The sequence below is a fragment of the Gammaproteobacteria bacterium genome (assembly GCA_032250735.1).
Taxonomy (GTDB): domain Bacteria; phylum Pseudomonadota; class Gammaproteobacteria; order SZUA-152; family SZUA-152; genus SZUA-152.
The window spans coordinates 23568-39191 of the sequence record JAVVEP010000009.1 but is presented as its reverse complement, the minus strand read 5'-3'; the positions used below and the strand labels follow the sequence as shown (position 1 = coordinate 39191).

General features: G+C 54.8%; 10 protein-coding genes and 3 tRNA genes. 5 read left to right on the top strand and 8 right to left on the bottom strand.

Translation table 11 applies throughout. The annotated features are described in order from the left end of the window. The first annotated feature begins 70 nt into the window (after positions 1–70). Together RRB22_07200 and RRB22_07195 are read left to right on the top strand one after the other, a co-directional pair. Positions 71–2767, top strand: coding sequence for an ATP-binding protein (locus RRB22_07200; protein ID MDT8384183.1), 2697 nt, complete (start codon positions 71–73; stop codon positions 2765–2767). A 30-nt stretch (positions 2768–2797) separates the two neighbouring features. Next, complete coding sequence (locus tag RRB22_07195) at positions 2798–3235, top strand: hypothetical protein (GenBank protein MDT8384182.1); 438 nt, start codon at positions 2798–2800, stop codon at positions 3233–3235. A 360-nt stretch (positions 3236–3595) separates the two neighbouring features. Here RRB22_07195 and RRB22_07190 read toward each other — a convergent pair whose 3' ends face one another. From RRB22_07190 to RRB22_07180, 3 genes are all read right to left on the bottom strand, one after another. Then, entirely contained in the window at positions 3596–4900 is a 1305-nt protein-coding gene (locus RRB22_07190; protein MDT8384181.1) for a DNA polymerase IV, read from the bottom strand. A 27-nt stretch (positions 4901–4927) separates the two neighbouring features. Further along, positions 4928–5557, bottom strand: a complete 630-nt coding sequence (lexA, locus tag RRB22_07185; GenBank protein MDT8384180.1) for a transcriptional repressor LexA — start codon at positions 5555–5557, stop codon at positions 4928–4930. 225 nt (positions 5558–5782) lie between these two features. Further along, complete coding sequence (locus RRB22_07180; GenBank protein ID MDT8384179.1) at positions 5783–7324, bottom strand: DUF4382 domain-containing protein; 1542 nt, start codon at positions 7322–7324, stop codon at positions 5783–5785. 291 nt (positions 7325–7615) lie between these two features. Between RRB22_07180 and RRB22_07175 the strand changes: the two genes are divergently transcribed. After that, entirely contained in the window at positions 7616–9133 is a 1518-nt protein-coding gene (locus RRB22_07175; protein MDT8384178.1) for a radical SAM protein, read from the top strand. Between the two features lie 121 nt (positions 9134–9254). Here RRB22_07175 and RRB22_07170 read toward each other — a convergent pair whose 3' ends face one another. After that, positions 9255–9722, bottom strand: coding sequence for a hypothetical protein (locus RRB22_07170; GenBank protein MDT8384177.1), 468 nt, complete (start codon positions 9720–9722; stop codon positions 9255–9257). A gap of 659 nt (positions 9723–10381) precedes the next feature. Between RRB22_07170 and RRB22_07165 the strand changes: the two genes are divergently transcribed. Next, positions 10382–11188 (top strand): hypothetical protein, encoded by an 807-nt coding sequence (locus tag RRB22_07165; protein ID MDT8384176.1) that lies wholly within the window; start codon positions 10382–10384, stop codon positions 11186–11188. Positions 11189–11545: 357 nt separating this feature from the next. On the opposite strand, the gene RRB22_07160 is transcribed toward RRB22_07165, so the two are convergent. The 4 genes from RRB22_07160 to gltX all read right to left on the bottom strand — a co-directional run bounded on the left by RRB22_07160 (position 11546) and on the right by gltX (position 14985). Next, positions 11546–11621, bottom strand: a tRNA-Glu gene (locus RRB22_07160). 82 nt (positions 11622–11703) lie between these two features. Further along, positions 11704–11779 (bottom strand) — tRNA-Ala (locus RRB22_07155). A gap of 39 nt (positions 11780–11818) precedes the next feature. Next, on the bottom strand, positions 11819–13534 hold the full coding sequence (locus RRB22_07150; GenBank protein ID MDT8384175.1) for a glutamine--tRNA ligase/YqeY domain fusion protein: 1716 nt from the start codon (positions 13532–13534) through the stop codon (positions 11819–11821). A gap of 38 nt (positions 13535–13572) precedes the next feature. Continuing rightward, positions 13573–14985, bottom strand: coding sequence for a glutamate--tRNA ligase (gene gltX, locus RRB22_07145; protein ID MDT8384174.1), 1413 nt, complete (start codon positions 14983–14985; stop codon positions 13573–13575). Between the two features lie 174 nt (positions 14986–15159). Between gltX and RRB22_07140 the strand changes: the two genes are divergently transcribed. Continuing rightward, a tRNA-Val gene (locus RRB22_07140) sits at positions 15160–15234 on the top strand. The last annotated feature ends 390 nt before the right edge of the window (positions 15235–15624 follow it).

The window sequence follows — 15624 nt, the reverse complement described above, 5'->3', positions numbered from 1 at the left end:
GCGATTGCTTCCCAAAATCCGACGGGCCCCAGCCTATAGGGCCGGGCTAGCTGTACCGACTGAGAGACACATGGTTCATCAGAAAAACTCAATAATCGCGTCTCACCACGAGCAGGATGAGCATCGTCGTCTGGTGCATGTGGTACAGATGGGGTTTAGTGCGGTGCTGGTCCTGGTGCTGGTGCTTTCCGCGATCAGTCTTTATCGGCTTAAAGAATTCAATACCAACATGGAAAAGATCGTCGAAGTCCACAATAAGAAGGTGGCTTTGGCGTTCGGTATGCGCGATGCCATTCGTCAGAGGGCTATCAGTATTTATACCATGCTGGCGACGGATGACATCTTTGTTCGAGATGCTGAGTCACTCCGGTTTTATTCATATGCCGGTGAGTACCGGAACATGCGAGATGAGCTGGTCAGTCTTGGTGTGGATAAAAAGGAAAAGGAAATCCATGCAAGGCTGGCGATTGTCGCCTCTGAGGCGCAGCCTGCCAACCAGCGATCAGCAGAGCTGCTGATGCAGGACGCTCCGGCGGATGTCGTCGCAGCAGCGATTACTCATGGCCTGGAGAAGCAGAAGCTTTTGCTCGATCTACTTGATGAGTTGACAACCCTGCAGCAGCAATACACGGATGATGCCGTTCAGAGTAATCAGAAGGATTTTAGATTTATCTTACTGATGCAGTTTTCGCTCGGCATTATTGTGCTGGTCGTCGGGATTCTTATCGCGCGCTTTGTTATCAATAATGTCAGGAATAAGAGCTTTGAGCTGAATCAGAAAAACACTGAATTGGCATTGGCCTATAAAAATGCAGAGGATGCCACCAAGGCGAAATCCACCTTTCTGGCAAATATGAGTCATGAGATACGCACGCCAATGACAGGTGTACTGGGTATGCTGGACCTGCTGCGTGAAACGAAGCTGGTGTCGGAACAGAAATATTTTGTTGATACCGCGTATAACTCCGCAGAGGCCCTATTGGTTGTTATTAAGGATGTTCTCGATTTTTCTAAAATTGAGGCCGGCAAGATTGATTATGAAGTCATTCAGTTTGATATCAGGCATCTTCTTGAAGAGGTGGTAGGGCTCTATGCCAAGAATGTGCAGGACAAGGGCATAGAAATTACCGCCTGTATCGAAAATGATGTACCTGAATATGTGCGGGGAGATCCGACACGCCTGCGACAGATTCTGAACAACCTGATCAGCAATGCGATAAAGTTCACCCATGATGGCGAGATCATTGTCGAGCTCAAACGGGCGGATAATGAGGGGACAGATGTTTCTGGACTGCTCAGGTTTTCGGTGATCGATACCGGCATCGGTATTCCCAAATCGGCGCAGAAAGTAATCTTTGGTTCGTTTACGCAGGCCGATGAGTCGACCACCCGTAAATTCGGCGGGACAGGGCTGGGCCTGGCCATCTGCGAGCAGATGACGAAGCTGTTTGGTGGCGAAATTGGTGTTGAATCCGAAGAGGGTAAAGGCAGCACCTTCTGGTTCACGGCCAATTTGCCCGCCACGGAGCGACGCTCTAATCGCCGTGAAAAGGGCATATTTTCCGGCTTGAGGGTATTTGTTCTGACCAAAAGCCGGGGGATGGAAAAAACAATCGGTAGTCTTGTCCAGTATTGGGGCGGTGATGTTATTACGCCTTCCGGTATCGTTGCTGGAAAAAATATTCCCTCAGTTGATGTGGCCATCCTGGACGTGGATAAACTGCTATCACTGAATGTTACTGACATCTACAGCCTGCGCAAACGTATCGTTGTTGCAAAATTCATGATTGGCATCTTCCGGCTTTCGGAACGCGACCTTGCCGAAAAGGTCAAGCATTTCCATTTTTCCGCCAGCATCACCCGGCCGATACGGAAATCTCCACTGCTTGCCGCGCTTTCCAGCATGCATGCCAGTAACGAAATAATTATTCCACATCACGCCAATAATGCTGACCAGCTTGTACCTCCGCATAAAGGCATATCAGTACTGTTGGTCGACGACAATGCCGTTAATCAGCAGGTCACCGTGTCCATCCTGCAGAAGCAGGGTTTCATGGTGGATATCGCGAATGATGGTCTGCAGGCGATCACCCTGTTCAAGGCCAATAACTACAATGTGGTGTTAATGGATTGCCAGATGCCCGTTATGGATGGCTTTGAGGCCACACGCAAGATTCGCGTCTATGAGCTTACCCATGGCTCGTCACGCACCCCGATTATCGCCTTAACGGCCAATGCATCCGACCAGGACCGCCAGGCCTGTTTTGAGTCAGGCATGGATGATTTTCTGGTCAAGCCCATGCGGATCAATGCGGTGATTGATGTGTTTTCGCGTTATCTGGAAACGGATACTCCGGTGGCTGAAGAAAACTTTCCCCAGGCTACTTCACTATCCCATGATGCAATCGAGCAACATTTTGATATGGGTGTATTGTCTGATCTGGAAGAACTGCTGGACGAGAATAAATTTACCGAGCTGGTAAAATTGTTTATTGAACATTCCCGGCAGCGTATTAAAGAGCTTGGATCTGCGATGGCCAAAATGGATATGGCGGATATTGAGTCGGTATCCCATTCATTAAAGGGCAGTAGTGCAAACCTGGGTGCCATAACATTATCGGGCATGTGTCGAGATATCGTGGATGCCGTGCGTGCGGGAAAAGTGCCCGATGATATTGCCGACCGGTTTGTTGCGATAGAAAATGAATTTCGTGATGTCAGCCGATATCTGCGTGAAAGAATTGGTGACCATGGCCTGCCGCAATGAGCGTCGGTAACAAATTTCCGGTATCCGCGTATGGATGAAAATGAATATCGCTCGGTACGCGATACGCTGGTCTCGGCCCCCTGTGTTTTCGAGAAAACCATCCTGGCCTTAAAGACACAGTGCTCAAAGGCATCAAGGAAGAACATCGCCGAGCGGGAGGTGGTGATGTGTGCCTCCGCGCACTATGCCGCGCGCTGTAATGACTGGCTGTTGCTGCTGCGGCAAAAATCCCAATTCGCGCTGCATACTGCGGGGCCGGTGGCCGTGCTGCCGCATGGCAAGGAAATGAAGGTGCAGGCCGGAGGAATGCTGGGGCTGTGCCGACTGCTGGAACTCGATGTGGGTGATCCGCCGGTCCGGCCGGATGTGTTTGCGGTGCTGGAGGCCCGGGATCAGCATTTTGCCGATTCTGATGTGCTGCCCTTTGATGAGATCGTCCGCGAGGTGGTGCATTTCAGGCCACGGTGATGGCCCGCAGGTCGCGGCAATAAAATATCCCTGGCGGCTCACATAAATCCGGGACAAAAAAAAGGCTGGAACAGTTTTTACTGTTTCAGCCTTTTTTTCTGCAATCTGCCTGGCGGCAGAGGCGTGTCTTAAGAGGTAAACATGCCCAGAAAAGCGGTACCCAAAAGCACAACAAAGAAAGTAATAGCAAGGCTCATAGCGACTCTCCCAATAGTAGAATGTTAGAAATAGATGTTTGGCCAAAAAATTAGCAGGGACACCTTAAACGATACGAAATTGTGGGTCAATACGGGCCAAATTTCCCTATTTTTATAGGGTTTATTGGAGGGCTGGCCATCTCTGGGTAATCAGCGTCTCCCCCTAGCCGGGTGCGTCCGCATCATCCTTATTGGCCCGCCGTGTGTCGGCCTCGATATCCTGAATGGTCTGTCGATGGCCGTAAGGCTTCCAGGCCGGGGCAATGACATTGGGCATGGTGGAGCGGTTGAGCAGGCGGGCGGGGGCCAGGGTAAATTCACCATAACGGGCGTTGATCGTATCGATGGCCGCATGGGCCCGGGTTTGCTTTTCCCGGTCCGGCTCCGCGCCCGCTGCAAACATCTCCAGCTGCCCGTTCAGGGGGCGCGGATCCAGGGCGGTGACCTGCACCTGATGTACCCCCTGGCCGCGCCAGCAGGCGCCGATCACCCGTTTGCACAGTTGCACAATGGTCTTGCCGTTTTGGGTGGGCACTACGCTGCGCGCCTTGTTGCCGATCCATCCCTCGCGTGTGTTGAGGGCGATGGAAAAGGTCTGCGCCACCATGGCATGGCGTCGCAAGCGCGCGGCGAGCTTTTCGCTCATGTGTAATAGATAGGTGAGGATGACGCCCGCCGCGCGGGTATTTGGTGGCATGACCTTGCCGTGGCCCATGGTTTTGGGCGCGGCCAGGCCGAGTTGCAGGGGCTCCGGATCGGCCCCCTGTGCCATGTACCAGATGCGCCGCCCCGGGTTGCCGAAGCGCTGCGCCAGCACACCAATCGGCAGGCGTTCCATGTCACCGCAGGTGTAAACCCCGCGTGCAGCAAGAAACCCGCCGATCCCCTTATTGATGCCACAGAGCTCGGTCACCGGCACATCGCGCAGGCGCGCCTTCGCCTCCCAGGGCGGGATCACGGTTAAACCGTCGGGCCGGTTGAGCTTGGCGGCATACTTGGCGGTGGTCTTGTCGCCACTGACCCCCACCGAGCAGGGGATGCCCGAGGCCTGGAACACGATCTCCTTGGTCAGCCGGGCGATGTGTTCGGGGGAGCCGAGCAGGCGCTGACAGCGGGTGACGTCCAGGAAGGCCTCGTCGACGGAAAAGACTTCGATGTCGGGCGAAATGGCATCGAGCGCCGACATGATGCGGGATGACACGGCGGCATAGCGTTCCGGCCGGGCCGGGGACTGAATCAGTGCGGGGCACAATCGACGCGCCTCTTTCAGCCGCATGCCAGTCCTGACGCCACAGGCGCGGGCCTCGTACGAACTGGTGATGATGCAGGTGCCGGTCAGGCCATTGGTCACCGCCACTGGACGCCCGCGCCACTCGGGGCGATCCAGCTGCTCGATCGAGGCAAAGAAGGCGTTCATGTCGACCAGAATGATGGCGCGACGCCAGGGGCGAAAGACGGTGCGAGTCACGTGACGGCCTGCGTTGCTGACGGGGGATCAATAGGTGCGGAGTTGGCTGACCAGCACACCCTGGATGCGCACCCGATGGGCGTCCAGCACCAGGGGGCGCAGGCTGCGGTTTTCGGGGGCCAGCTCGATCTTGCCGCCGACGCGACGGTGAAAACGTTTCAGGGTGGCCGCGTCGTCATCAATCAGCGCCACCACGATGTCCCCATCGGTGGCGGTCTCGCCGCGCTTGATGATCACCGTATCACCATCCAGGATCCCGGCCTCGATCATGGAGTCACCCTGCACCCGCAGGGCAAAGCGGTCGGGGCCGAGGAGGAATTCCGCCAGGTTGAGGGTGTCCTCGTCGGGGATCGCCTCGATGGGCCGGCCGGCGGCAATGCGCCCCAGGAGGGGCAGGCTGTAGCGGTGGGGCTCGATGTCGTCCCACGGCTCCACCAGTTCAATGCCCCGTTGCCGACCGGGTATCAAGCGGATGGCGCCGGCCGCGGCCAGCGCCTGCACTTGCTTGTGCATGGAGCCACGCGAGCGGGTGCCGAGACCCTCGGCGATCTCCGCGAGACTCGGGGCAAAGCCCTCACGCGACAGGTAATCTTTAATGAAATCCAGGGCTTTGCGCTGGCCGGGGGTAAGCATGGGCATCTTCACTGTGTCACTCACTGTGTCACTCACTGTGTCAGAAACGCGATGCACACAGCATAGAGAACAAGCAGAGAACATTCAAGGGCTGGAGGCTGCCAGAGTGAGGTGGTGTCGCGGTATCACGCAGGGGCGATCACAGGGATGGCAGGAATATACGAACAACACGAACAACCGGGCGCGCTGCCGTAAAAAAAAGGGCCTGAAGAACAGGCCCTTTTTCGTGCTGATGCTGAACGCGATGATCTATGGCGTCGTGTCCGGTGACTCCACGATGACCGTATTGGCATCGAAGTAGCCGTCGGTAGCCGCATGGCCATAGACATCCAGTTCCGCACCGACGGGCACGGCCAGGATGTCGATCACGGTGCTCAGCGCGCCGGCACCATCCCCCAGCATGAGGAAGATGTGGCTGTCGTCGGTCAGGCGGATCAGCTTGTCGCCGCTGTCGCTACTGATGGTAATAAGCCTGGAGTCGGCATCGACACTCAGCACCGTGCCGGACAGCTTCTGCAGGCTGTCGATCTTGGCGCTATCCACAATCACCAGGCCGGCCTTAAGGAGGCTGCTGTCGGTGGCGGAATAGACGCCGTCCACCGAGGCCGTCAGGCCCAGGTCGATACCCCGGTAGTCCAGCCGCTGCCCGCTGCGTGAAAACACCCGGGTGCCGGCCTGTGCCTGTAGCTGCACCTGAATATCCGTGGTCTCATCCAGCGCCAGACCAAAGGCCGCCGCGGCGGTCTGTGGTTCGGTGGTAACGCTGCCATCAACGATGGCGAAGGTGTCACGGTCACCCATCTCGATCACTTCGGCATACAGGCGAATCGTATGGTCGTCTGCATCGGTGCTATCTGCATCGGTGCTGTCCGCATCGGTACTGTTGGTACTACCAGTCTCTTCGTCATCATCGTCATGCTCTTCATAACTGCGTACGAAGCCGATGACGGTCAGCATGTCGTCATCCTGAATGCCGCTCCTATCGGCAGGATCGCCGTTCTGATCAAACACAGAGACGTCGTCGGCGACCACCTCGATACAACCATCGATACTCTGCGTCACCAGGCTGAGCGCGGTGGTGGTCGGCATATCCGCCATCGGTTGATCGCATAATTTGAAGCGGTTATTGGCCGCATCCAGGCTCTGCACATAGCCAAAGTGGCGCACCAGCTTGCCGCTGAACTGCTGGTCGATGATGTCCACAAAGATCACCGGGCGGAACCGATAGCCACCGTTGCCCGTTTGCACAATGTGCAGGGATTTGTCGGCATCGATATCGAGCTGGATATACAGGGTCTGATTGGCCACCACGTGGAAGTCACCGCGGGGATTGAGGTCCAGCTTGCCATTGCCGGTCATCGCGGGATAAACGGTTTCGGTGATATTGCCCTGGGCGTCTCTTTTGACGAGCTCGATACCGTTCGGTTGCTTTAGCTGCAGGCGGATCTTTTCGTACTCCCCCGCCGGCACGGCGTTGGAGAGGGCAAACAGCGCAGAAAAGTCGGTCAACCGCAGCAGGTTGATGGTTTCTTCACCCTGGAAGATCACCACCGGCCCGTTGTCGTTGTCGATATCATTGTCACTGTCGTCATCCGGGATCAGCGAGATCTCCGTGATGGTGACATTGACCTCGGCAAAGTCAGCGGTAGGGCCGTCGGTAAGCACGATGCCGACGCTGCCATTGCCGGTAGAATTTGTTGATGAACCTGCACCACCGCAGGCCACCAGAGCCAGGCTGATCAGGGCGAGTACCAGCGTTCCCAGAGGTGATGTATAGGTTTTGTGTGACATGTTAACTCCCGTCTTTGTGTAGTCAATAATGTTCATACCCAGTATCACTATAGGCGGGTTATGGCCGGAATAGTGCGGGCACCCCAAACACGCCTGCGCCTGCGTAAAGGTTCCGATATTTGCTGTTTTTTTAAAATGCCGGTACGTCATTTTTTCCCGGAGGCACCCGTATCTGGCAGCCCGCGGGCGAATAGGGTGTGGTGGGATATGGCCGCCCAGCAGCCTCGGCAGGGACGGGCATTGATGCGGTGGAAGACAGGGTAAGTGCGGAATGTTTGATATCATGCGCGCATGCCAAAGATCACCCTCGCCACCCTCAATGCCCGTTATATACATGCCTCGCTCGGCCTGCGCTATTTGAAGGCGAATATGGCCGAGCTGGGGCCATCAACGACCATCCGGGAATTCGTCATCACCCATCGCCCGATCGATGTCGCGGAAACACTGCTCGCCGATTCGCCGGCCATTATTGGGCTGGGCGTCTATATCTGGAATGTGACGGAGGTGACGGCGCTGGTCGGGCTGCTCAAGGCGATTTCACCGGCAACCATTATCGTGCTCGGCGGCCCCGAGGTCAGTTACGAAACGCAACAGCAGGTCCTTTATGGACGGGCCGATTACATCATCACGGGCATGGCCGACCTGGCATTTGTCGAACTCTGCCGAAACATCCTCGCCGGCACTGCACCGTCGACGAAAGTGATGCATGCGCCACAACCGCCATTGGCCATGATCCGTCTGCCCTATGATCAGTTCACCGAAGAAGATGTCGCCAACCGGGTGATCTATGTGGAGGCGTCGCGGGGTTGCCCGTTTAAGTGTGAGTTTTGTCTGTCCTCGCTGGATAAGACGGCCTGGCCATTCGATATCGAACGCTTTCTTGAGGCCATGCAGGGGCTCTACGCGAAAGGCGTTCGCCACTACAAGTTTGTGGATCGTACCTTCAACCTGAAGATTGATACCAGTATCCGGATCCTGGAATTCTTTCTTGGCAAACAGGATGACACACTGTTCTTACATTTTGAGCTGATCCCTGATCATCTGCCGGACAAACTCAAAACGGTGATCCAACGGTTTGCAGAGGGTTCGCTGCAATTTGAAATCGGCATTCAGACATTTAATCCTGAAGTGCAGGCATTAATCAGCCGCAAACAGGATAACCAGCAGGCCGTCGCCAATATTCAGTGGCTGACCCAGGCAACCACCGCCCACCTGCACACCGATCTGATTGTCGGCCTGCCGGGTGAAGACATGCAAAGCTTCGCTCGTGGCTTTGATCGGCTGATTGGCCTGAACCCTGGTGAGATCCAGGTAGGCATATTAAAACGCCTGCGTGGCACGCCTATTATCAGGCATACCGAGCGCTATGATATGCGCTACAACCCCGCACCGCCGTACAACGTGCTCTCGACTGACCGCATTGATTTCCGGCACATGCAGCGACTCTCACGCTTCGCACGTTACTGGGACATGCTGGCCAATTCGGGGCGTTTCAAAAACACCCTGCCAGTCTTGCTGGGTGAGCAGCCCTTTGATCGGTTTATGGGGCTGAGTGACTGGTTATTTGCAACCACACAGCAGACGCATAAGATTTCCCTTAAACGCCTGTTCGACCTGATCTATGAGTATCTGACCACGCTGCAGGATATGCCCGCTTTGGAGGTTGCACGCGTATTGGGGGCGGATTATGCCCGATCGGGTCAAAAGGGATTGGCGGGATTCATGTCGCCTACAGTGCGTGAGGCGCAGACTAAAGACCTTGGCAAGGCCATGAAAGGTGCGAAACGACAGGCCCGCCATGTGGGCTGAAAGACTGCCTGTGTAAACGGAAACCGTCGATCAGTGACGGGTACGAAATACCGTGGCCCATAAAAAAGCCCACCAATTTTAGGTGGGCTTTTTTTACGGGCAGTATGACCAGATTAACGGCTTATTTTTTGGCAACCCGTTTCTTTCTTGCCTTCTTTTTGGGCTTGTTTAACACCTTGTCGATCGAGGCGACAGATTTGGCGTAAGCGCCCGCACGCTTGGCGACCGCTTTCAGTGCCGCCAGTTCGGCTGCCATGCTGGATTTTGCAGGTGTCACTCTAGCAACCGCCTTGTTAACAACGGCAAGGTCTTTTTCGATCGCCGTTACGGCCTTTTTGTTGGCTGCGCTGGCATCCTTTTTCAGTTTGGCAGCGGCGGCCTTTTTCTTCTTCAGTAGTGTCGCCTTCTTTCTACTAAGCGTTTTGCTTTCAGCGAGGAGTTTCTTTTTCTCTTTGCTGATCGTTGCAATCGCATCCGTTGTCGCTGCTGCGGCATCGGCCAGAACAGCAATAGCGCTATCGACAGATTTCAATGAGGCGGCGCTGGTCACGACCTTTTTAGCTCTGCTAGTCTTCTTTTTTACAGCCATCTATGACTCTCCTTTTGGTGAAAAAATTGGTGAAAAAAATAATGGTAGTGCAAATCTAATATAAATTTACAAAAACATAAAGAAATCAGTCGAATAAATCAAAAATAATTTTCTCAATACTTCATAGATTATCCGTCAATAATCACGCATGCACTGCACATAAAAGTCTGAATTTGTCGTTATGCATGAGGTTCTGCATAACAGATAATACCGATAAATGTGAGATTTTTTTGACAGCTATCGCGTAACCTTTTTTATATCGACGCAGGTTTTCGTATCTTTATAGGATATTTTTTATCAAAGTATGAATGCGTCCCCTGAAAAAAGGCTATTTTTTGTGTGAAAAAATAATGATTGGATCGCAGTGCAGTGTTCTGGATATTCAGATTCCACGCTTGTATCCAGAAAAAATTACCGTCACCGTGCTGGTGCAGAGGCGTTGTGAATAACAAAAAATCGGTATCAACAGACACGGCTAGGGTATTATTTGGTGGCATGCAGGGGGAGTGCGCAGGATTTGCTTTTATACGCATTGCCAATCTGTATGATAGGCAACGGCGGTGTGAGTGGTGGTTGCCGCCTGTGAAATATACGCTAAACCCCATTCATGTCGAATATTTGGCGTTTTCGATAGACGATCAACCAGCAACAGAGGTGTTATGTTTTCCCGATTTCTAAAACCGGTGCGGCTACTTGATGAGACATCGGTGCAATGGATGTTTGATACCTTTGCCTGGGCACTACGAAATTTCGATGCCGGGGTATTTTTTGACGAGACAATTCTGGTGACGCCCAGCAATGAGCATTTCCCCGGCCGGGAATCCAGTGCAGAGGGCATGGCCAATCTGATCCTGGATAAGGTCAAAGGTTATGCGGGTATGCAACATTGGACCTGTCGTCTGGTGGATGCGCACCTGATCGATGAGAATGTCGCGCAAATCCCCGCGCCCGCACGTATTCAGATCGACGGGCCGGTGCGGGGAGCGAGCGGCGTCATAGCCACCTCGGTGGCCGAATCACAGCAGCTGATTGTCAGCTATCTCCCCGGATCGTTGCAGGATCCCGAGGTGGTCATCGCCAATTTTGCCCATACCCTGGCCCATTATCTCGGCACCACCGCGCGCGAGGCCCCTCCCGGTGGCGAGGAGAACTGGCCCCATGTGACGGAGCTGCTGGCCGTGTTCATGGGCTTTGGTGTGATGATGGCCGACAGCGCCAATACCACCAAGATTCGTTCCTGCAGTAGTTGTTCCGGCCCGGCGGTTGAGCGGGAAAATTTTCTCTCGCAATACGATATTACCTATGCCCTGGCGATATTCTGTTGCCTGAAGGGGATCCCGACCGGGCAGGTTGTGAGTCAGTTGAAGTCCTCACTGCGGCCTTTTTTCAAAAAAGCGGTAAAGGAGGTCGGGGGCAGAAAGACGCAACTACAAGATTTGCAGGAATTCCGGAACCCGAGTCACTGATCGACATATACCTGCCAACTGTTTTGCAAGGACTGGTTGGCTGATTGGTAGAAGAGCTAGTGTAGTGTCTCATATAAAACGCATATTTAGACGAGAAAGAGTTGATGTGTACCTCAAGATCCTATATCGCCCTACGGGAAGACACTCAAGACGCAATTGCCGCGTTGCAGACCTTGGAAAGGTAGCCGACATTCCCTGCGGTCTGCGCCTTGCACTTGCGCCTTGAGTGGCTTTCTAAATACACGTTTTATATAAGACACTACACTAGTAAAAGGACCAGAAAGAAGGTCAATAAAATAAAAAAAACACCATAAAAAAAGGGCCTGCATCAAAACGATACAGGCCCTTATTCTATAATGGCGTCCCCAAGGGGATTCGAACCCCTGTCGCCGCCGTGAAAGGGCAGTGTCCTAGGCCTCTAGACGATGGGGACATCGACTGATGTACTTCCGTATGATGATCTGAGCATGATCAACTTCAGTACTGACGCGTTATACTCACTACTTCGAGCAATGTGGTGGAGCTAGGCGGGATCGAACCGCCGACCCCTTGCATGCCATGCAAGTGCTCTCCCAGCTGAGCTATAGCCCCGAAAAGCGAAGCGCTATTTTAGTGAAATCCAGGGCTGTGTCAAGCGGACTCGGTCGCTTGGTTCTCTATTTTTGCCCAGGAGTCTCGCAGGCTTACGGTACGGTTGAAAATAGGTAGGCCATCCGCGGTCTGCGCCGGATCTTTGCAGAAATAACCTTCCCGTTCGAATTGAAAGCAATCGCCCGCATTCGCGTCTGCCAGGGCCGGTTCCAGCATACAGTGGGTCAATGTCAGCATGGACTCCGCATTGAGATGCGCGGTGAACGCCTGCCCATCCTTGGTGGCATCGGGTGTCGGGTGATTGAAGAGTCGGTCATAGATCCGTACTTCGGCCTTCAGCCCGTGCGTGGCGGACACCCAGTGAATCACGCCCTTGACCTTGCGGCCTTCAGGATTCGCCCCCAGGGTGGCAGGGTCATAGCTGCAGCGCAGTTCGATGACATCGCCCTGATTATTCTTGATCATCTCATCGCAGCGGATCACATAACCATTGCGCAGGCGAACCTCGCCGCCATGCACCAGGCGTTTGAATTTTTTATTGGGGGCGACCTCGAGAAAGTCCTCCTGATCGATAAAAACCTCGCGTGACATGGCAATCTCACGGGTGCCCATGGATTCATCCTGCGGATGATTGGCCACGGTCAGCATTTCCTCCTGACCCTCGGGATAATTTTCAATCACCACCTTCAGCGGATTGAGCACGGCCATGCGGCGCGGCGCATGGTCGTTGAGGTCTTCGCGCACACAGTTTTCCAGTACGCCCATTTCCACGCTGTTGTCCGATTTGGTGATGCCGATGCGCGTGCAAAAATCCCGGATGGCCGCGGGTGGATAGCCCCGCCGCCGCATGCCGGCAATGGTCGGCATGCGCGGGTCGTCCCAGCCTTCCACATGGCCTTCATCGACCAGCGCCGTTAATTTGCGTTTGCTGGTGATGGTGTATTGCAGCGACAGCCGGGAAAATTCGATCTGCTGCGGATGATTGGGGGTCTCCAGTGTGTCCAGAAACCAGTCGTACAGCGGGCGGTGGTCGGCAAATTCCAGCGTGCACAGCGAATGCGTAATGCCTTCCAACGCATCAGACAGGCAATGCGTGTAATCGTACATGGGATAGATGCACCAGGATTCACCAGTTTGATGGTGGACCACGCCGTGACGGATTCTGTAGATCGTTGGGTCGCGCAAATTGATGTTAGGCGATGCCATGTCGATCTTGGCGCGCAACACCTTGCTGCCATCCTCGAATTCACCGGCGCGCATTTTTGCAAACTGCTCAAGATTTTCCTCGATCGAGCGATCCCGAAAAGGGCTGTCTTTACCCGGCTCGGTGAGCGTGCCGCGATATTCCCGCATCTGCTCCGCATCCAGCTCGCAGACGTAGGCCTTGCCTTTGCGGATCAGCTGCATGGCAAAATCATAGAGCCGCTCAAAATAGTCGGAGGCGAAATACAGCCTGTCATCCCAGTCAAAACCCAGCCAGCGCACGTCTTGCTGGATGGATTCCACGAACTCGACATTTTCCTTATGCGGATTGGTATCGTCAAAACGCAGATTGCAGGTGCCGTGGTAATCCCGGGCGATACCGAAATTCAGGCAGATCGATTTGGCGTGGCCAATGTGCAGGTAGCCATTCGGCTCCGGCGGGAAGCGGGTGATGACCTTGCCACCATTCTTGTTGGCGGCAAGGTCCGCATCGATAATCTGGCGAATAAAGTTGCTGGGCGTGCTGGTGGATGCTGTCTCGTTGTCGCTCATTTTTTACTTGTTATCCTGTACCACCGTGGAGGCGCCGCTCAGCTTTCAGCGGCGCGTTTTTCAATATAGGCCAGCGCCATGTCGATGCGACGCAGACAGGCGGGCTTGCCGACCAGGTGCAGTGTGACATCAATACCGGGGGATGCTGCGCGCCCCACGACGGCAACCCGTAAGGGCTGCGCGACCTTGCCCATATTCAGCTCCAGCGCCCTGGAGACCGTTTCCACGCTGTGGTGCAGGGCCTCGGGGCTCCAGTCGCTGAGTGCAAGCAGGGCGTCGCGCATCTTTTCCAGCGGCTCCCTGGCCACCGGGCGCAGGTGTTTTTTCGCCGCCGCCGCGTCGTAGTCGTCAAAATCCTGATAGATGAAACGGCTGATCTCGGCCATCTCCACCAGCGTCTGCGCGCGCTCTTGCTGGGCCTTGACCACATCCAGAATATCGGGGCCCTCGCTGGGGTCAATGCCCAGCTTGCCCAGGTGGATGCTCAGGTGATGGGCGATGTATTCGGGCTCGGCTTTGATAAGGTACTGCTGATTCAGCCACAGCAGCTTTTCACGGTTGAACATGGAGGCGGCGGAGTTGACGTTGTTGATGTCAAACAGCTCAATCATCTCATCCCGGGAAAAGACCTCCTGATCCCCGTGGGACCAGCCCAGCCGCACCAGATAGTTCAGCAGGGCCTCCGGCAGAATACCGTCCTCGCGATACTGCATGACGCTCACCGCGCCGTGCCGCTTGGACAGCCGCTTGCCATCCGGGCCAAGAATCATCGGCGCATGGGCGTAAATCGGCGGCTCGGCGCCCAGCGCGCGCAGCAGGTTGATCTGTCGCGGCGTATTGTTGAGGTGGTCGTCACCGCGGATCACGTGGGTAATGCCCATGTCCCAGTCATCCACCACCACGGTCAGATTATAGGTAGGCGTGCCATCGCTGCGGGCGATGATCAGGTCATCCAACTCGCTGTTCTGGATCACCACCCGGCCCTTGATGAGGTCATCAATCACCACGGCGCCCTCGGGCGGGTTTTTGAAGCGGATTACCGGCTCAATCCCCTCCGGGACATCCTGGCGTACCCGGCAACGCCCGCTGTAGCGCGGCTTTTCCTTCCTCGCCATCGCCTCTTCGCGCATCGTCTCCAGCTCCTCGCGCGAGCAATAACAGTGGTAGGCCAGCCCCTTGTCCAGCAACTGCTGGATCACCTCTTTATAACGCTCAAATCGCTCGGTCTGATAAAACGGGCCTTCATCGTACTCCAGCCCCAGCCAGGTCATGCCCTCCAGAATCGCGTTGACCGACTCTGCGGTGGAGCGTTCGAGATCCGTGTCTTCGATGCGCAGCACAAACCGACCGCCATGTTTGCGGGCATGCAGCCAGGAATACAGCGCCGTGCGGGCACCGCCAATGTGGAGATAGCCGGTTGGGCTGGGGGCAAATCGAGTACGCATTACGATAGGGTTATCCTTGCAGTGCAAAAGGAAGCGGTGAAAAAGGGGGGGTATTGTACCAAGCCGCCACCAAAAGGGGAGCGACTGCCGGCCAGGAATAGATATTTGACCTGAACCCGCCCAGCTCGTAGAATCTGCGCCCTCATTTCGGAAAACCGGTTTCTAGCCGGATCCAAAATAGGGCGATTAGCTCAGCGGGAGAGCACTGCCTTCACACGGCAGGGGTCACTGGTTCAATCCCAGTATCGCCCACCAATTTTCTGTACAAGTCCGAGATAATCCGCAAGTCCGTGAAGTAAACCCGCATAAGTCTCACTAACTCACTGCGTTCGCAAGTGTGACTAAACTGGTTCAATCCCAGTATCGCCCACCATTAAATCAATCAGTTAGCACATCCCTGTAGAATTCAGATTCGTCCTGAGCCCATTTTGAGCCTAAATCTGAAAACCACCGATTTTTTTCCTCCAGTCATGGATGGAGACTGGCTCCGATTGTAATTTTTTCGATCACAATATTCCGCTAGCTAAACTCTTCTTCCGAGCTTGTTAAGTCCCGATTTTCGGACACCCAACCGGTGAGCGAATCAGGCGGGGAAGCAAGTCACACAAACGCGACCCCTGGGCCACACTGGTAAGGATTCCTCCT